Genomic DNA, 17,996 nt, shown 5'->3' on the forward strand with positions numbered 1-17,996 from the left:
GGCGAACCGGCATAAACAGTTATACCTTTGGCCGGCTAAGGATGGCGAAAAATTCAAGAACGAAGCCACTCATAACTACAATAGGGCCGAGCGTTAGCCCTAGAAAACCAAAGCCAAATTCTTCTTTATCGAGGCTCATGATGAAAAAACCTGCCAGGATAACCGCGATACCCGCCAGCATCAGCACGTAGTTCTGCCGACCGAAAGGCAGGGCAGCCGAGGCCGTTTCCCGATGGCTGGTTTCCGAAATCGGCTTCCGCAACGGCGCTGGTTTTGCTACTGGCGTAGTGCTAATCGGTGCTTTTTGGGCTGGTTCTTCGCGTGTCAGCGTAGCCGAGCCATATTGTTTGTCTTTTGCCATGTTCGTAAGTCCGTTATACTGTTTGTGTAACTTTAAAACAGGTCTCTGGGTTGTGTTTTGCTGTGGCAACAAACCAGAAACCTAAACTACAACTGCTGATCAATACAATTCATCCAGCGTCAGGCCCAGATAGCGGTTAACCGCCTGGAAGGTACTGAGAAAACCAATCAGAACACCAAGCCCTACGATTCCTGCCAGCAGAAACGTTAACTTTTCGACATCCTGAAACATAGCCAGTTCGGGCAGATTGTGAATGGCGATCTGCAACCCAACCAGCAGAAGTACTACCGCAACAATACCGGCTATAAAGCCCTGCCAGATGCCACGACCCAGAAAGGGCCGCGTTATAAAACCGTTTGTGGCACCGACTAGTTGCATACTCCGAATGAGCATGCGTTGCGAGTGCAAGGCCAACCGGATCGTGTTATTCATCAGCAGAACAATGATCAGCAGCAAAATCAACGCAAAGGCCGACATAACCGCATAAATCTTGGTAATGTTGCGGTTGATGTTATCGACCAGATTTTCCTGATAAACAACTTCAAAGACACCATCGATACTTTCCAGATCCTGCTTTACCTGTTGCAGCTTAGCTTCTTCAAAATACTCTTCTGTCAGCTTGATCCGGTAGCTGTCGCGCAGTGGATTTTCGCCCAGAAACTTCGAAAAATCTTCTTTGGTTTCGGCAATAAACTCTTTGGCGGCAACATCCTTCGGAACAAAGTTTAATTGCGCTGTTCCATTCGTTTTCAAAAGATAAGGCTTCTCCGCTATCGTTTGCGACAGTTTTGTCAGCTTCGTATCGCTAAGCCCCTTATCGAGAAATGCCCGCATCTCATAGTTTTCGCGGATGTAGGTCACGACCCGTTTCGACTGGATCGCCAGCATACCGCAGAATCCAATCAAAAATAAAGCCAGCGTCAGGCTAAATAAAATCATGCCGCTGGGATACATACCTACTTTTTTCTTTGTACGAGCCATTCAGGGTTCGTGTTATTGAGACAAAAATAACGCTTTAGCCGGGTGGACGGCCCAATTTAAGAAAATTTAAGGGATGTTGAACACGAGCGTCTCAATAGGAGGCAAATGACAACGTTCCCTGCAAAGCGCCCTACTTCCAGATTGGCTCCACCGAGCGGATCAGCACGGATCGTAGGCCCTCACCAAAAAATTCAATGCCGCGACTATCTGACTTTGGAAAGATTTGGTTCGTCAGGGTTACTTCACCATTGTTTCCAAATACTTCTATCGACGAGCGGTCTACCCAAATCTGTAACGAAATTCGGCCATTCTGTGGTTTAAGCGGGGCCGTAAATCGTCCGGGAAATTCTTTCTTGAAACCAACATGCCCCGAGCGACTACGGTCAACATAGAGTTGCTGGCTTGCCGGGTCATAACCGATGACGGTTTCTTCGCCTTTCCCCTGCGCAGCTTCTTCCTTTTTCACGCGAACACCCACTCCGGTCTTGGCCGCTTCTAGCTCAAGCTGTAGCCAGTAGGTATCGCTCGAAAGGCTATTGCTGGCCAGACTTTGATTGAGTTGGGCTACGTCGGTGCCCGTCCATTGAAAGGTAGGACCAAGCAGCGGTTTCAGCTCCTGAATCGGTTGCTGGCGTAACTCATAGCGATTGACGGGAGCCGGAACTTTCACCAGACGCAGTTCGCGCGGTAAGGTCATCGCGCCACGGAACGGGGTTGTTGGAACATCATTCGCGTATTGCAGATTGTTCATCCAGCCAATGCTAATGGCGCCCCGGTTACCGCGTCTTGGCAGGTTGTTGAACGTAATGGCTGCGTAATAGTCCTTTCCCCAATCGACGTAGCGAAGCTCGCCCGGCTTGGATTCATTGATAAACGTTGATCCGTTGAACTGACCTACGTAATACTGCATTCCCGATCCGCCAGCCGGGCCGTTGTTGCCCATCGATAGCATCAGTACCCATTTTCGCTCCATCGTGCCATCGACCGGGACTTCTACCAGGTCCGGACACTCCCAGATACTGGCTGGGCTATCGTTCGCGGTAAATTCCCCGGCTTTGGTCCATTCTTTCAGATTAGACGACTTATAGAACAAGGCTTTTTTGTCGGTAGGCAACAACACGATCATGACCCAATGTTGGGAAGGCTCGTGCCAGAAAACCTTTGGATCACGAAAGTCTTTCCGTTTAAGGTCGATAATCGGATTACGGGCGTATTTAATCCAGGTGCGGCCTTTGTCCAGACTATACGCAATGTGCTGACTCTGATTATCCTGACGCGCTCCGGTATAAATAGCTACCATCGGTACGCGTCCGTCCTGCCCAAAACCACTTGTGTTCGTTTTGTCGATAACGCAGCTACCCGAATAAATCATGGTTGCGCCTTCTTCGGGAATAGCCGGAGGAAGCTCTTGCCAATGCACCAGATCACGACTGATGGCATGTCCCCAGGTCATATGCCCCCACTGGTTGCCAAACGGATTGTGTTGGTAAAATAAATGATATTCTCCGTCGTAATAGACCAGGCCATTCGGATCATTGATCCAGTTTGTTCGGGAAGAAAAGTGATATTGCGGGCGGTAAGGTTGCTTATAGGTTGTATCGACCGTTATTCGCTGGGCCAGCAAAGTAGAAGTCATCAAACCGAAAGCGAGCAATACCACAAGGGTACGAGTCATAAATAGTTTACGTCAACAGGTCATTCGTATAATAATTCAGTAAGTTGGTAAGTATTTTTCGCTTATCGTATGCTAACTTATCAACTGGCTGCATTATTCGCATTAAAATAATTCGCGGGCGATTTTCAGGATATTATCGGCTTTTCCCATCGTGTAGAAGTGCATAACGGGAGCCCCATAGGCGATTAACTCGCGGCACTGCTGAACACTCCACTCGATACCGACCTGCCGCGCCTGCTGATCGTTTTCACAGTTTTCAATGGCTTTGACGAGATCCTGAGGCATTTCGAGATGAAAAATTTTGGGCAGGATCTGAAGCTGTTTGCGTGTACTGATTGGCTTTAGGCCCGGAATGATCGGCACCGTGATACCTTCCTGACGGCAGCGCTCCACGAAGTCAAAGTACTTCTGATTGTCAAAAAACATCTGGGTCACGATGTAATCCGCGCCCTTGTCGATCTTCTGCTTCAAGTACTGAAAATCCGTATCGTGATCGGTAGCTTCGAAATGTTTTTCGGGATAAGCCGCCACGCCGATGCAGAAATTGCTGGCCGCCAGCGGAGTATCTTCTTCGTGCAGATAGATGCCCTGGTTCATATTCGCGACCTGTTCGACGAGTTCGCTGGCATACGAATAGCCGTTGTCCTTAGCCTTGAAGGTCGTGAAGGGCTTGGCCGGATCGCCCCGGAGCACCAGCGCGTTGTCGATACCCAGGTAATGCAGATCGATCAGGAAATCTTCGGTTTCTTCGCGCGTAAAGCCGCCACAAAGCACATGCGGTACCGGGTCAACACCAAACCGGTGCATAATTGCCGAACAAATACCGACAGTGCCGGGCCGTTTGCGCGTCACAATTTTCTGAATGGTGCCGTCGGGTAGGGGACGCTCGATGTATTCTTCGCGATGGTAGGTAACGTCAACAAAAGGAGGTTTGAACTCCATCAACGGTTCAATGTTGTCGAGCAGACTCTTTAGGTTGTCACCTTTGATCGGCGGAATTACTTCAATCGAGAAAATCGGTTTGCCGTTGGCGGCTTGTATGTGATCGGTAATTTTAGTCATTCAACAAATCGATTGCTTACCCCTTATTTTGTATATCGCTGGAGACCGCTTAGGTAAACGACTACCACGAACTGCGACAGCAAGCTTGTCCACCTATCGCGAAAACACCAGCAGCCGTGCGTTAATTCCAGTAGCGAAACCGTTGTTCCAGGGCTGTATATGGAGTCGTTGGCTTAATGTGGATTGCCTTTTGACTTCGTGTAATTTAGGAATCCCCCAACCCGCAACGGACCCAAACAAAGCGCCAACCAGGATGTCACTCGGAAAATGATACCCGGCTTCATACCGCATCAGGCTGGTTGTCGAAGCCAGTCCGAGCATCACAACCCAGACAACAGGCTTTAGTTTCGAATTCGGATAAAAATGCCGGAACATCTCTGACGCGAAGACAGCGGATGCAAAAGCGGTTCCAGCGTGCCCCGAAAAAAAGGATTGTCTGCCATTCGGAGCCAGTTTTGGGTCGAGGGGAGCGTCGGGATTGTACACGTAAGGACGTGTTCGCAAGGCGATGTTCTTAACCGTTTGCTGGATGAGTGTTGGTAAAGCGAGGACTTCAATGTACATCAGGGGTACCGTCGCCCAATTCTTGTGGCGAAACAGGGTCGGTACGGCAATCAGACCGGTTGCCACAAAATTGGTGGTCAGCGTCTGATCGCTTAGTTGAAACGCGCCAGGTGACCATTTATACGTTGCCCCCCTATCGAAAGCATTGACCTGACTACGATCAAATTGGCTAAGATCACCGACTTTAAACGGCTGAACCTGTTGTTCTAAAAGAAGTGACGAAACGCCCGCAACACCAACCAATCCCATCAATGTAGCGTCCGTTTTCCAGCTAAGTCGGTACGGATCTGGCCGGAGCCGTGTTGTCGATTGGGAAAGCGTATCCTGTGCCTGCGTAACGGATAGCTGCACGAGAAACAGGACGGAAAAAACGATACGGGTGGTTCTCAACGGGAAACGGTATTTACGACGCAAAGTTACGGATAAAGCCGAGACCTTGAATGAAACTGAAAGCGGGTGTACAGGCCCGTCGATGAACCGTTCGTCCAAGGCTGAATGTCGAACCGACGTCCTACCTTACCCCGGTTCTTTACTTCGTGTAATTTCGGAATGACCCAGCCTACCAACGAGCCAAAGGCCGCTCCAGCCAGCAAATCCGTGTAATAGTGGCGACCGCTCTCATACCGCATAACGCAGGTGGCCGTGGCCAATCCGAGCGTACCCGCCCAGACGACGGGCTTTAGTTTTGAATACGGAAAATAGTGCCGGAATACTTCACTCGTGAAAACGGCAGTAGCAAAGGCGGTGGTGGCATGTCCCGAAAAAAACGATTGCCGGGCATCGCGGTTGAGTTTTCGTTCGAGCGGCACATCCGGGTTAAAGACGAAAGGGCGGGGGCGTTGGGAAAGTGCTTTGACGGTACTCTCAACGCCGTTAGCCAGCAACAACGTTTCGATGTACATGATCCCCAGCGTTTTCACATCCTGGCGCATCGGCTTAAGCCCCAGCGTTAGCAAAGCGGGCAGCGCAACGTTAGTGTACAGCGTAATGTCGCTTGCCTTGGCAATGGATGGGTTCCAGTTGGCTGTCGCGGGGCGATCAAAGGCGTTAATGTCGTTTCGGTCCAGTGCCGATACCTGATCCGGCGTAAGCGGGTCAACCGCTTTGTCGAGTAGTACCGATACGCCATACGTGACTACCCCGGCCCCCAGTAGGCCAAGTTCCCGGCCGGATTTAAGCTCATACGGTGAGTCGGCATACTCTGTATTGAGTAGGCGTGGACTGGTAAACTGCGCCGTGCTGACCAGCGACTGAATGGTTAACCAAAGGAATAAGACCGAAGATGAATGACGGAAACGTAATCGCATATTTTTTACCATTAAACTACCCGTACTACTTGAGGTTCGTCTGCTAAGTAAACCAATCGGCCCTCCACCTCAGGAAAGCCCATGTCACGGTAAAGACTCGTAAAATATTTCAACGAACCGGTGGGGTCTGACTCCTGATCAGGAGCTGATTCCGGCGCTGGCAGCGATTCGTACTGGACCAGCACGACATGACCGTCGGGATAATGAACAACACGATGCGGTGCGCCATGAACGCGTTTCTTACTCAGAATACTCCGGTCGGTATCAATGCGCAGTGTCGAATCGAACAAGGCCGACAAGGTCGGGTGCGATACAACCGCCGTTAGCACCTGCTTCAAATCCGCACATTCGGCGTTACGGACGAGTCCCTCGCTGACGAGCTGCCGGAGTGTTTTATCGATGCTTTCCGGTCCTTTTATCAGGCTCAGAGCTGCACAGAGTTTGCGGTCGCGTTCGCGGGTTCGCTCAAATGTAGCCACGTCAAACACCCGATCCGCCTGCCGACGAAGTTGCAGATCCTGACCACGGTGTCCGCTAATGACATCATCCAGCACAATCTCATCGATTACCTCCTCGGTTTTCTGGTGCGAAAAAGCATCGGCGCACAAACTGATTTCGTAGCTCAGTTGCCCATCCTGCCAGGCACAGCCGCAGTTACGCGCTATCTCACTATCCCGCAAAAAAGCGTGTAACCAATGACTAATGGTATTGGGCTGTCCCTTGCCGAAATCTTTGGCTTCGCTGATAATGTACAACCGGTCGGTTGGGCGCGTAAAGGCGACGTAAAGCAAGTTCATGTTTTCCAGAAACGTGCGCGTCAACTCTTCTTCGTACTGAGCGGCAATCGCGTCGGGAGCACCGCGTAATTTACTCGTCGTGTTGGCCGGGGCCGACAGTAATCGGGCGAGCTGCCCGGAACCGCTTTCATGGGTCAGCATGTCGGTTCGAATCGCCGTTAGGTCAAGCCAGATCGTGCTGTCGTTGATGGGTTCGACTTTCCAGTTGGCGAACGGAATGATGACAACCGGAAATTCGAGTCCTTTCGACCGGTGAACCGTCTGGATGCTGACGGCATTACGCGCGTTTCCTTCCACGGATACTTTCTGACGAACCCCTTCCCAATACACCAGAAAATCGCTCAGGTGACCGCTCCGTTTCTGATTAAACGTGAGCACTTCGTCCAGAAAGCGGAACAGGAACGGATTGTGATCGGCCTGGCTGAACAGGTTAAACTGAGCAGTCAGTCGCTCGGCTAGCTCATACGGGTTGAGTTGACCCAGCGCGTACGGATCGAGCGGATAACCCTGATCGGTCAGGTACGTGTATACGCCCATCGCGTCGCCTTCGGCCACGAGTCGCAGCTCTTCGGTCAGTGCGTCGTCCGGGAAGATACCGCGTACCACCCGGTGAAAAAGATACAGCAATTCGTAGCGCAGTAACTTCTGATCGGGCTGTTGCAATAGTTGCATCAGCGTGACAATCCACTTCACCGGGTCCGAAAATTCCAGTGACAGCGAATCGGCTGATACCAGCGGAATTCGCCGGGCGTTTAACTCATTCGCCAGCGCTTTCGCATGGACTTTTTTGCGGCATAAAATAGCAATGTCGCCGTAGCTGTACCCATCCGCTAACGCCTGTTCCAAATGCCTGATGGTCTGATCGAGCATGAGCGTCGTCAGGTCGGCGTCGTCCTCTTCGTTTTTGGCAACGAAGTCGATCTGAACATGCCCTGCCTGCCGCGCTTTGGGCTGAGGTTTCTGGTGAAACAATTTCTCGCTGTCGAAAACGTCGGCCAGTTTCGGATGCTGGTGTTCAAACTTGCGGGCCGTAAATTCGAAAAAATCGTTGTTAAACCGGACAATCGGCTCGGCGCTACGCCAGTTGGTATCGAGCATTTCGTCCTGCAAATGCCCGTCGAGCATATCGATCCGGTCGGCGGTCCAGGAACCAGGGTTGTGTGCCTGCTTAAGTCCTTCCAGATCTTTTCGGTGCAGGGCCACAATCTGATCCATATCCCCCCCCCGGAATCGGTAAATAGCTTGTTTGCCATCGCCAACGGCCAGGTTGAAATGGTCGCCACCCAACGCGTTTTCGATCAGCGGCAGCAGGTTCGCGAATTGCAGCCGCGATGTATCCTGAAACTCGTCGATCAGGATGTGATTGTATTTCGTGCCCAGCCGTTCGTATAGGAACGGTACCGGCTCCGAAGCGACAATGTTGAGAATTTTCTTATTGAATTCTGAAATGTGCACGCGTCCATCCTTGCGCAGCAGATCGTCAAACTCAATCCGCATCTGTTTCAGGAGCGCCAGTTTCTGAAGGTGCGGCAACAAGCAGTCGAACAAGGTTAGCTGCTGGCCGTTGTCGTCCCGGATCGTATTGATCTGAACCAGGCAGTCGCACAAATCAGCCGCCATGCCGTCGATGATCGCCTGCACCGGTTTGGGCGCTTTTTTTCCGTACCAATCGCCGTTGTTGATGGCATTGTGCACCCGCGTTCCGGCTTCTTTCTTGGCGTTACCTTCGGCAATCGCTTTCAAATAACCGCCAACCCCGCTGGCTCCGTAGCTGAAATCCGTTTCGTCAAGACCCGCGTTGGTGATGAGTTGCCAGGCTCGTTGACCATGCCCGACAATACGGGTTTCGATCTGTTGATTGTAGTTGAGTAGCTGCGTTCGAATGGTTCGCAAAGCGCTGGGCGACAATTCCTGAGCTGCATTGACCGCTTCGTAAAACTGATCGGACGTCAGGTTTTTGCCAAACTCTTTCAGCAGTTCCGGTAGCTGGTTCCAGCTTTTGCCCTCGGCGGCTGTATGCGTGTAGTACTCGCTTAAAATGGTCGTAATCTCGTCCATCTCGTCGGTGCCTGCCTTTTCAATGAGGTTATCGATTGCCAGCTCGAGCACTTCGTCGGTATCAAGCTCGACTTCAAACGAGTAGGGAAAGCCCAGCTCGTCGGTAAACGCCATCACGACGCGCTGTGTAAACGAGTCGATGGTCGTGACACTAAAATCAGCGTAGCGGTGCAGGATCGTTCTGAATACCGATGCGGCTTTCTGGCGCAGGCTGGCTTTGGCCACATCGAACGCGTCTGTGTTCGGCGCAACACCGTGTAATTCCGTAGTCAGCTCATCCAGCAGCGGAAGTTCTTTTCCACCGGCAATGTCGGACAGGCGTTCAAGAATACGGTTCTTCATCTCATTGGCAGCCGCGTTCGTAAAGGTTACCGCCAGAATATGCCGGAAATAGCCATCCGACCCATCCGGCCGGAGCGCCAGTTTGAGGTATTCTTTGGTGAGCGTGTACGTTTTGCCCGATCCAGCCGAAGAACTATAAATCTTGAACATACCCGTGCGCAGAGAAACCAGACGGCCAATGCTCGCTACTATTGCTATTAGAAATTATACCGTAGCCCTAGACCCGTGTTGAGGTTCAGGAAAAACGGAGCCTGGAGCAACTCAACGTAAACGCCGGTTTCCAGAAAAAACGAATACGGCTTGCCGGTGGGGAAAAATTCCAGTCCGCCGATGCCCGAACCGCCCAGCGAGAGTGCATTTTCGTACTCGCCGTTAAGCCGGGGTGGGTAGTAGCGACGCGTGTTGACCTGACCACCGAAGCCATAATAACCGCGTATGCTTTCGCTCTTAGTCAGCGCCTTATGCCAAAGGTAATGACCCTGAATGGCTAGCCCAACGCTTTTGTACTCGCCCGCGCGGTAGCTCCGCTTGGTGCCGTACAGACCGCCGTAGGTACCAATGTTGAGATCGAAAGCGTGGTTTTCGCTGAAATATTTTCGGACGTTGATGCCGGATGGCTCGCCAACGCGGAAGCCCACCGACCAGTTGTTGTATTGCGCCTGCGCCTGGTTTGGGATGAGTACCCAGCCAAACAAAAGGAATGCTACAAGAAGAAGTGATTTTCTCATCGACAATAAATCGAGTTAGGGAGTTGATACAAACTCAGGTTTGGTAGCATCTTCACCCGTGCCTAAAGACGCGTCTGCACCACTCACGTCTGCCTGAGACGAACGGGGCATCTGCCGAAGCGTATCGACAAACCGCTCGTTTTCGGCGCGGGTTCCGATAGAGATGCGTAGACAACCGTCGCAGAGTTTCACTTTTGAGCGATCCCGAACAATCACCTGCTGCTCGATCAGGTACTCAAATGTTTGTTTGGCATCCTCAAACTGAACCAGCAAAAAGTTTGCGTCGGACGGGTGAATAACCTGTACGAAGGGCAAAGAACGCAGAATTTCGGCTAAATTGGTTCGCTCCGTCAAAATAGTTGTAACCATTTCGTCTTTTTCGGCTTCACGGTCGAGCGCTTCGAGTGCCAGGGTCTGCGTAGGAGCCGAGATGTTGTAAGGCGGCTTAATCTTGTTCATGATTCCAATCAACTCTTCCGAAGCAAAACACATGCCTAAGCGCAGCGCTGCCAATCCCCAGGCTTTCGAGAAGGTCTGTAAAACCACCAGGTTGGGGTATTGGTCCAGTTGATTCGTCCACGAGGGGGTATCAGCGAAGTCGATGTACGCTTCGTCCACAATCACCAGCGAGTGGTCGGCGGCCTCAAGAATCGTGCGGATTGCCTCTTCCTGAAGCAGATTGCCCGACGGATTGTTAGGCGAACAGAGCCAGATTAGTTTTGTGTTCGCGTTGATGGCTTTCAATACTGCATCTGTATCAACCTGAAAAGCGGGCGTTAGCGGGACTTTGATAAGCGCAACATCATTGATATTGGCCGACACTTCGTACATGCCGTAGGTAGGCGGCATAATCAGAATGTTGTCTTTCCCCGGCGTGCAGGTCGCTCGTACCAGCAGGTCAATCGGTTCGTCGGAGCCATTTCCCAGAAAGATCTGTTCAGGCCGAACGCCTTTGATTGGAGCCAATTTTTGTTTGATGGCCCACTGGTGCGGATCGGGATAGCGGTTATAGTCACCTTCGGGCGTTGCCGAGCCCAGCGGGTTTTCGTTGGCATCCAGAAAAACGCCTTCTTTACCGGTATATTCATCGCGGGCCGACGAGTAAGGCGTTATACCCAGGATGTGAGGACGCAGGATGTTGTTAAGCGTAAACATGAAGCTAGTTAGTAAATAGCGGTTAAATAGGCGTTGGTCGCCACCGGAACGACTGGTTATCAATGGCGCGCATCGTGCAAAGAACCCCGTTCAGGTGATCGTATTCGTGTTGAATCAATTCGGATAAGCCCCAGTCGGTAACATCCCAAGTGTGCGCTTGCCAGTGCTCATCCCGGTACGACAACGTTAGCGTACGGTGTCGGCGTACGTGCACCAGTAAGTTTGGGAAACTCATACAATCATCCCAAAGTTCACCTGTTTCATCGCTGACGGTTACCAGTTCGGGGTTAATGATGACCTGGGGACGGTCTACATTTAAGTAGATCAGCCGTTTCATGATACCAAGTTGCGGAGCGGCAATACCCCGCCCGAACTGGTATTTGGTCCGAATTTCTTTCATTACCGCGTGCAGATCAGCAACCCAGCTGTTTACCATGGGTAGTTCCGATTCCAGAACGGGGGCGCATCTTTCGTACAAGCGCGGGTCGCCCAGCAATAAAAGGTCGTCGAGGTGCTTCATGCCAGTATTCGTGTCAGCGTGTCAACCAGCGTGGTGATTTCTTCCTCGGTGTTGAAATAGTGGGGCGAAATGCGCAGCGCTGCCGTTGTTATACCTTTTCGGTCGTAGTCCAGAATGGCCGAACCGTGATCACTGAGTGAGGTATTGATGCGCTCGGCCAGCAAGGCACTTTTCAGGTCTGCCGCCGGTTTTCGTTCGCTGAAGAGCGTAATGATACTGGCTAGTCGTTCACCTTCGTCCAGCAGCCGCACATCCGGTAGCTGATTCAACTGACTGCACAAGTTTTCCCGTAAAGCGCTATTCCGCCTGGCGATGGTTTCGAGACCAACCGACAACGCGTAGCGATTGGCCTGGGCGGCACCTTGCAGAAGCGCATGGGGAAACTCCCAATATTCAAATCGCTGGGCCGTTGGCAGAAGCTGATACGAATCGGCAGACTCCCAGACCGCACCGCGCAGATCAACGAATAGCGGAGCGAGTTGGCTGGACAGGACCTTGTCAGAGACGTACAAAAAGCCTACACCGCGTGGTCCCCGCAGAAATTTTCGGCACGTCGCCGTTAGGAAATCGCAGTGAATCTGGTTTACGTCGAGGGGGAGTTGACCTACTGACTGACAGGCATCGACCAGATATAACACGTCAGCTTCCTGACAAAGCTGTCCTATGGCTTCAACGGGCTGAATTAGACCGGAGTTGGTTGGTATGTGCGTAACCGCTACCAGCCTCGGACAAAGTGCCTTGATCTTGCTGGCCATATCCTCAACCGAAACGCCACCTGCCGGGCTATCCTCCGCCCGAACGATGTTGACGCCTAATCGCTTCTGCAACGATAGGAACGCCAGTTGATTCGAAACGTAGTCGTTGACCGTTGTCAGAATCACATCCCCCCGCTCGAACGGAATTGACGACAAAGCCCGCGCGTAGGCATCCGTGGCATTGGCGGTAGCGGCAATGTGTTCGGCGGTCGTATTGAGCAGGTCAGCCGTTGAGGTGTAAAACTGCTGTGTGGCGTCTTGCCGCAACTGGGCCGCTTCATAACCGCCGATCTCTGATTCCAGCGTTAGATGACTGGTAATCGCATCGATAACCGGTTGGGGCATAAGCGACGCTCCGGCATTGTTAAAATGCACGACATGCCGGGTTCCGGGGGTATCGTTTCGAAGCGTAAGGAGATCAATCATAAGCGGAGGTAACTATCGGTACCGTACTTCGGGGGTATTGGTTGTCTGTGGGTGAGTGGAGTCGGTTTCTTAAAACCGACACAAATTGCTGACGCGAAGTGTCGGTTTTGAGAAACCGACTCCACATTGCTGCTAGACAACAAAAACTAGGTCATCTTTTCTTCCAGCAGACTGGCAAGGCGCAGGCTTACGGCCCGCTTGTGCGCATCGAGTGATTCGGCTTCGGCCATGGCTTCAACCACCGGCCCTAGCTTCTGTAAACCTTCCGGACTAATGTGCTGCACCGTAATTTTCTTGACGAAGCTGTCCAGTGAAACACCACTGTAGGCGCGGGCAAAACCGTTGGTGGGCAGGGTGTGGTTCGTACCCGATGCGTAATCGCCTGCTGATTCGGGCGTGTAATTGCCGAGAAAAATCGATCCCGCATTCGTGATCCGTTCGGCTACCGCTTCGGCGTTTTCAACACTCAGGATCAGGTGCTCGGCGGCATAGGCATTGAGTAGGTCAATGGCTTCCTGCTGGGTTTCGACCAAAATAGTTTTGCTGTTTTCCAAAGATTTAGCCGCCAGTTCCTGACGGGGAAGCTTGCCCAGTTGCGTGGGCAGGGCCAGATTAACCAGTTCAACCAGCCGTTTGCTGGTCGAAACCAACAATACCTGACTATCGCTACCGTGTTCAGCTTGCGAGAGCAGATCGGCGGCTACAAAGGCGGGAACTGCCGAATCGTCAGCGTAAACGGCAACCTCACTTGGTCCGGCGGGCATATCGATAGCAACTCCTTCTTTGGCAACGAGCATCTTAGCCGCCGTGACGTACTGATTGCCCGGTCCAAAAATCTTGTATACCTGCGGGACCGACTCTGTTCCGTATGCCATAGCCGCAATGGCCTGTGCCCCGCCGATGCGGAATACCTTGGTGACGCCGACGAGTTTAGCCGCAAAGTAGATAGCTGGGTGGTTGCTGGGTGTACACAATACCACCTCGCGGCAACCGGCCAGTTGAGCCGGAATGCCCAACATAAGCACCGTGCTAAATAACGGAGCCGTACCACCCGGAATGTAAAGGCCCACTTTTTCGATACCAACGCTCCGACGCCAGCACACGACACCCGGCATGGTTTCAACTTTTTCAATCGGCTGTTTTTGCCGTTCGTGAAACAACCGTATATTTTGGTAAGCCTGGCGAATGGCTGCCTTCAATGCATCACTCAACTGTGATTCGGCGGCCTCGATTTCCGTTGCCGGAACTTCCAGACCACTCGTTGATAAGTCTACTTTGTCAAACTTCTGGGCCAGTTCGATCAAGGCGGCATCGCCCCCGGTACGTACCTGGGACAGAATAGGAGCAACAGCCGCTTCGATTTGCTGCGTTGACTGTACGGGTCTGGCCAGTAAGGCAGGCCATTCGATGCGGTCGGGAAAAGAAATGATGTTCATCTGCTTCGAAAAACAAGGTATACAAACAAGAACACGACGGTCTCGGGTCGTTGTTTTACGCTTGTTCGGTCTTAGTAAATCATTTTTTCAATCGGGATCACCAGAATTCCTTCCGCACCAGCGGTTCGGATGGCTTCGATATTTTCCCAGAACTCGTTTTCGTTCAACACCGAATGAACGGAGCTCCAGCCCTCAGTGGCCAGTGGGGTCACAGTCGGGCTTCGCATACCGGGCAACAAAGCCGTAATCGTGTCGAGTGCGTGGTTCGGCGCGTTCAGAACGATGTATTTGTTGTTCTTGGCCGCTTGCACCGCTTTGATGCGGAACAATAGTTTATCGACCAGCGCTTGCTTATCCTCATCCAGTTCGGCACGGGCAATTAGAATGGCTTCGGAGCGGAAAATGGTTTCTACTTCTTTCAAGCCGTTGCTCAGAAGCGTGCTGCCCGAACTAACAATGTCGCAAACGGCTTCGGCCAGGCCAATGCTCGGCGCGATCTCGACCGACCCGCTAATCTCGTGAATTTCAGCCTTTACACCCTGACCAGCCAGGTAATTGCCAAGTAAATTCGGGTACGAGGTGGCAATATTCTTACCGTTCAGACTCTCAATCCCCGTCCAGTCGCTGCCGCGCGAAATGGCAATCGACAGGCGGCACTTGGAAAAACCTAACTTATGAATGGTTTGTACCGGGCGGCCCGTTTCGACGGCCACGTTCTCACCAACGATGCCTAAATCAGCAACGCCGTCTTCGACATAACCGGGAATATCGTCGTCGCGCAGGAACAGAAACTCAGCGGGAAAGTTCGACGAAACAGATTTGAGTTTGCCGGTGCCGTAGTCGAAACGGATGCCACACTCTTTAAAAAGCTGGTACGAATCTTCGCTCAGCCGACCGGATTTTTGTAAGGCAATGCGTAATACAGAAGACATTACTGGATGTATGCTAGACGATTTGGGTTGTATTGAAAAATAAATACCCTACTTCGTTGGTTGTGGGACTTAAACCAATGACGGACAAGTGATTTGTCTGACTTAGGTTGAAACAAGGGGTAAAAGTACGGGAAAACGGTGGACCAACAGGCGGTTAGTCGCGGAATTGACCAACAACAGCCTAGCAGCCGTGCGGATGGCGACGATGTCGAAAAGGAGAGAGTGTTGCCTGTTGGGAAATCATGGACGCAAAAGTAAAGGTACGCCACGAAACGAGCAAGACTTTTGACCTAACATTACTACCAGACGATCTGCTACGGATCTAACTTTTTGATTGCTTTTATTACTGGTAATTAATTTTTGAAATGTGTAAGTTTTCGTTATCTTTGTTTGAAATGTTATCGCTATCGGCCCGCGATGACCATGTGTTATAAAAACAGACAGGAACGAACATGGTAATTGTAAGCCGAAAAGTTATCCGGGAATATGCGATCATGAATTCACAATCGACCGAAGCACTCAATGAATGGTATTTGAAAACAAAAGCTGCCGATTGGGGTAATCTAGCTGATGTAAAAAACACCTTTAATTCAGTCGATTATGTTGGTAATGATAACTACGTGTTCAATATAAAAGGCAACCAGTACCGTCTGATCGTTCGTATTATTTTCCCAGTTCGTACTGTATTCATACGTTTTATCGGTACTCATGCGGAGTACCGATAAAATAAATGCTTCATCTGTTTAAATGAAATCTTTCACGAAGAAGCGACTATGATTCTAACCATAGAAACACCTCATGACTATGAGCAGGTTATGGAGGTGATCGAAACACAGTTAGCGAAAGGTTCGGCCAACATGACCGAAACCGATCTGGCTGAATTGCAACGCCTTTCACTATTAGCCGAACACTATGAAGAGGAGCATTACCCAATGCCTGTTGAGCCAGCTACATTGCCGGAAATGATTCGACTACGAATGTTTCAGGAGAATCTTAAACAGCGCGATACGGCTAGAGTTCTAGGTATTACTGAAACGCGACTTTCGGAGGTCCTGGCCGGGAAACGTAAGGTGAATATGGACTTAGCAAAGCGCTTATATGATAAGCTTCATATCAGAGCCGATTACATCTTGAAAATGGCCTAATAATCTTATCAGGCTTTTCGTTATATTTGTTACAAATCAAGCGGTTTGCTGACCGGGAACGCAAGGTCAGCTGTTTTTCACCTTCACGAGCTGTACCTTGACATTTCAGGAATTTAATCTTCACGACGACCTGTTGGCCGGCGTGGATGCTATGAACTACTTACAGGCCACGCCCATCCAGGAAATGGCCATCCCAAAAATCCTTGCGGGGCAGGACCTCATCGCCAGTGCGCAGACGGGTACCGGCAAAACAGCGGCTTACTTAATCCCGCTCCTCGACCGGATTTCTCACGCGGAGCACGATCATACGAGCACGCTTATTCTGGTGCCTACCCGTGAACTGGCCAAGCAGATCGACGAGCAGGTCGAAGGTTTTGGTTACTTCGTTCAGGTCAACAGCACGGCGATCTACGGCGGAGGAAAGGGCGACGACTGGGATAAACAGCGCAAAGCCCTCGAAACGGGTGCCGACATCATCATTGCCACGCCGGGTCGTCTGATTGCGCACATGCAGCTCGGCTACGTCAGCTTTGACAAAATAGATTATCTGGTGCTGGATGAAGCCGATAAAATGCTGGACATGGGCTTCTCGGACGATATTCTGAACATTGTCAATAAACTACCGACCAAGCGGCAGACGTTGCTTTTCTCGGCGACGATGCCTAACAAGATTCGGGAGTTTTCGCAGCGCATTCTGAAAGATCCCGAAGAGATTCGATTGGCTGTCTCCAAGCCAGCCGCGGGCATCGATCAGCAGTTTTACATGGCGTATGATAACCAGAAACTACCCTTGTTGGCGCACCTGATCAAGAACAGCGTGACGCCCGTGCAGAGCATGGTTCTGTTTACTTCGCGCAAGTCCGAAGTAAACGGCATTGTTCGGGCGTTGAGTAAGCTCGGCTACGAGTCGCGGGGCATCAGCTCGGATCTGGATCAGGATGAACGCGAAATTGTCCTGCGCGATTTCAAAAATAAGGCGTTTCCGATTCTGGTGGCTACCGATGTGTTGTCGCGGGGTATCGATATTGATAACCTGACGCACGTAGTTAATTACGACATTCCCCGTGATGCCGAAGATTATGTGCACCGGATTGGCCGGACAGCGCGGGCGGCTACAACAGGCACGGCGATCACATTCATCAGTGATCAGGAGCAGAAGCGGATTGTCAGTATTGAAAAGCTCATTGAGCGGGAAGTTGAAAAACGATCGATCACGGAGGAATTGGGTATGGGTAAATCACCCCTATTTGAGCCTCGGCGATTTGGTGGAAGAGACCATCGGGGCGATGGTGGTCGCGGAAGTAGCCGTAACAATAAGTCGGGTCGAAAAAATAATCACGCCAGAAGCCGGGATGCGCAGCAACCGTCTGAGGCCATCGCTACACCAGTAGGCGACCAGCCCGCTGACAAAACGGCGAAGCCGCCCCGTAGAAAGCCCAAGCCTCGTCCCGTTGCCCCAGCCGGTGATCCATCAACGAATCTTTCGGCTGAAGCTACTGAATCGGTATCCCCGGTTGTTGCTGAAGGACAGGCCGCTGATAAACCCAAACGACGCAAAAAACGTCGGCGTGGACCGAAAGGTGAAAAACCGGAGGGCACAGCGCAGTCTACGGCTCCTGTTTCGACCGTAGAATAAGTAATAAAGATACTGAATGCAGATAAGCAGGGAGATTACTCTCTGCTTTTTTTGTGCACTTCAGGCTAGTAGTGAACCGCTTACAACAGGTTTACCGCGTACCAAACGTTGCGAGC

Annotated in this window: 16 protein-coding genes; 3 read left to right on the forward strand and 13 right to left on the reverse strand. The window is 51.4% G+C overall.

The window, feature by feature from the left end:
• Nucleotides 1-19 precede the first annotated feature (19 nt).
• The 13 genes from M0L20_RS16145 to hisG all read right to left on the reverse strand — a co-directional run bounded on the left by M0L20_RS16145 (nt 20) and on the right by hisG (nt 15,099).
• Nucleotides 20-361: a DUF3098 domain-containing protein gene (locus M0L20_RS16145; protein ID WP_232561944.1), complete on the reverse strand. Its 342-nt coding sequence runs from the start codon at nt 359-361 to the stop codon at nt 20-22.
• 99 nt (nt 362-460) lie between these two features.
• Complete coding sequence (locus M0L20_RS16150) at nt 461-1,342, reverse strand: cell division protein FtsX (protein WP_232561945.1); 882 nt, start codon at nt 1,340-1,342, stop codon at nt 461-463.
• 130 nt (nt 1,343-1,472) lie between these two features.
• Nucleotides 1,473-3,017 carry a glycoside hydrolase family 32 protein gene (locus M0L20_RS16155; protein ID WP_248477950.1) on the reverse strand — a complete coding sequence of 515 codons (1,545 nt, stop codon included), beginning with the start codon at nt 3,015-3,017 and terminating at the stop codon, nt 1,473-1,475.
• A 102-nt stretch (nt 3,018-3,119) separates the two neighbouring features.
• Entirely contained in the window at nt 3,120-4,079 is a 960-nt protein-coding gene (gene metF, locus M0L20_RS16160; protein WP_248477951.1) for a methylenetetrahydrofolate reductase [NAD(P)H], read from the reverse strand.
• A 93-nt stretch (nt 4,080-4,172) separates the two neighbouring features.
• Nucleotides 4,173-5,033, reverse strand: coding sequence for a phosphatase PAP2 family protein (locus M0L20_RS16165; protein ID WP_248477952.1), 861 nt, complete (start codon nt 5,031-5,033; stop codon nt 4,173-4,175).
• A 26-nt stretch (nt 5,034-5,059) separates the two neighbouring features.
• Nucleotides 5,060-5,950 carry a phosphatase PAP2 family protein gene (locus tag M0L20_RS16170; protein ID WP_248477953.1) on the reverse strand — a complete coding sequence of 297 codons (891 nt, stop codon included), beginning with the start codon at nt 5,948-5,950 and terminating at the stop codon, nt 5,060-5,062.
• A gap of 11 nt (nt 5,951-5,961) precedes the next feature.
• A complete protein-coding gene (locus M0L20_RS16175; RefSeq protein WP_248477954.1) occupies nt 5,962-9,297 on the reverse strand; it encodes a UvrD-helicase domain-containing protein in 3,336 nt (1,111 codons plus the stop codon).
• Nucleotides 9,298-9,344: 47 nt separating this feature from the next.
• A complete protein-coding gene (locus M0L20_RS16180) occupies nt 9,345-9,875 on the reverse strand; it encodes a hypothetical protein (protein WP_248477955.1) in 531 nt (176 codons plus the stop codon).
• A gap of 15 nt (nt 9,876-9,890) precedes the next feature.
• A complete protein-coding gene (hisC, locus tag M0L20_RS16185) occupies nt 9,891-11,030 on the reverse strand; it encodes a histidinol-phosphate transaminase (RefSeq protein ID WP_248477956.1) in 1,140 nt (379 codons plus the stop codon).
• Between the two features lie 22 nt (nt 11,031-11,052).
• Nucleotides 11,053-11,550, reverse strand: coding sequence for a peptide deformylase (locus M0L20_RS16190; RefSeq protein WP_248477957.1), 498 nt, complete (start codon nt 11,548-11,550; stop codon nt 11,053-11,055).
• Nucleotides 11,547-12,731: an aminotransferase class V-fold PLP-dependent enzyme gene (locus M0L20_RS16195; RefSeq protein WP_248477958.1), complete on the reverse strand. Its 1,185-nt coding sequence runs from the start codon at nt 12,729-12,731 to the stop codon at nt 11,547-11,549. Before M0L20_RS16195 ends, M0L20_RS16190 begins: the two co-directional genes overlap by 4 nt.
• A 146-nt stretch (nt 12,732-12,877) precedes the next feature.
• Nucleotides 12,878-14,167 (reverse strand): histidinol dehydrogenase, encoded by a 1,290-nt coding sequence (gene hisD, locus M0L20_RS16200; RefSeq protein WP_248477959.1) that lies wholly within the window; start codon nt 14,165-14,167, stop codon nt 12,878-12,880.
• A gap of 71 nt (nt 14,168-14,238) precedes the next feature.
• A complete protein-coding gene (gene hisG, locus M0L20_RS16205; RefSeq protein WP_232561956.1) occupies nt 14,239-15,099 on the reverse strand; it encodes an ATP phosphoribosyltransferase in 861 nt (286 codons plus the stop codon).
• Nucleotides 15,100-15,551: 452 nt separating this feature from the next.
• Here hisG and M0L20_RS16210 point away from each other — a divergent pair, with 452 nt between their 5' ends.
• The 3 genes from M0L20_RS16210 to M0L20_RS16220 all read left to right on the forward strand — a co-directional run bounded on the left by M0L20_RS16210 (nt 15,552) and on the right by M0L20_RS16220 (nt 17,880).
• Nucleotides 15,552-15,824 carry a type II toxin-antitoxin system HigB family toxin gene (locus M0L20_RS16210; protein WP_248477960.1) on the forward strand — a complete coding sequence of 91 codons (273 nt, stop codon included), beginning with the start codon at nt 15,552-15,554 and terminating at the stop codon, nt 15,822-15,824.
• A gap of 48 nt (nt 15,825-15,872) precedes the next feature.
• The gene (locus tag M0L20_RS16215; RefSeq protein WP_232561958.1) at nt 15,873-16,244 is read left to right on the forward strand and encodes a helix-turn-helix domain-containing protein; all 372 of its coding nucleotides are present in this window, start codon (nt 15,873-15,875) and stop codon (nt 16,242-16,244) included.
• Nucleotides 16,245-16,395: 151 nt separating this feature from the next.
• Complete coding sequence (locus tag M0L20_RS16220; protein WP_248478098.1) at nt 16,396-17,880, forward strand: DEAD/DEAH box helicase; 1,485 nt, start codon at nt 16,396-16,398, stop codon at nt 17,878-17,880.
• Nucleotides 17,881-17,996: the final 116 nt, after the last annotated feature.

The organism is Spirosoma liriopis, from assembly GCF_023196085.1.
Classification (GTDB): Bacteria; Bacteroidota; Bacteroidia; order Cytophagales; family Spirosomataceae; genus Spirosoma; species Spirosoma oryzicola.

Coding starts and splice junctions, on each gene's coding strand:
- M0L20_RS16155 (WP_248477950.1), bottom strand. CDS start 3,017: ATGACTCGTACCCTTGTGGTATTGCTCGCTTTCGGTTTGATGACTTCT.
- hisD (WP_248477959.1), bottom strand. CDS start 14,167: ATGAACATCATTTCTTTTCCCGACCGCATCGAATGGCCTGCCTTACTG.
- metF (WP_248477951.1), bottom strand. CDS start 4,079: ATGACTAAAATTACCGATCACATACAAGCCGCCAACGGCAAACCGATT.
- M0L20_RS16180 (WP_248477955.1), bottom strand. CDS start 9,875: ATGAGAAAATCACTTCTTCTTGTAGCATTCCTTTTGTTTGGCTGGGTA.
- M0L20_RS16150 (WP_232561945.1), bottom strand. CDS start 1,342: ATGGCTCGTACAAAGAAAAAAGTAGGTATGTATCCCAGCGGCATGATT.
- hisC (WP_248477956.1), bottom strand. CDS start 11,030: ATGTTTACGCTTAACAACATCCTGCGTCCTCACATCCTGGGTATAACG.
- M0L20_RS16190 (WP_248477957.1), bottom strand. CDS start 11,550: ATGAAGCACCTCGACGACCTTTTATTGCTGGGCGACCCGCGCTTGTAC.
- M0L20_RS16195 (WP_248477958.1), bottom strand. CDS start 12,731: ATGATTGATCTCCTTACGCTTCGAAACGATACCCCCGGAACCCGGCAT.
- M0L20_RS16215 (WP_232561958.1), top strand. CDS start 15,873: ATGATTCTAACCATAGAAACACCTCATGACTATGAGCAGGTTATGGAG.
- hisG (WP_232561956.1), bottom strand. CDS start 15,099: ATGTCTTCTGTATTACGCATTGCCTTACAAAAATCCGGTCGGCTGAGC.
- M0L20_RS16170 (WP_248477953.1), bottom strand. CDS start 5,950: ATGCGATTACGTTTCCGTCATTCATCTTCGGTCTTATTCCTTTGGTTA.
- M0L20_RS16210 (WP_248477960.1), top strand. CDS start 15,552: ATGGTAATTGTAAGCCGAAAAGTTATCCGGGAATATGCGATCATGAAT.
- M0L20_RS16175 (WP_248477954.1), bottom strand. CDS start 9,297: ATGTTCAAGATTTATAGTTCTTCGGCTGGATCGGGCAAAACGTACACG.
- M0L20_RS16145 (WP_232561944.1), bottom strand. CDS start 361: ATGGCAAAAGACAAACAATATGGCTCGGCTACGCTGACACGCGAAGAA.
- M0L20_RS16220 (WP_248478098.1), top strand. CDS start 16,396: ATGAACTACTTACAGGCCACGCCCATCCAGGAAATGGCCATCCCAAAA.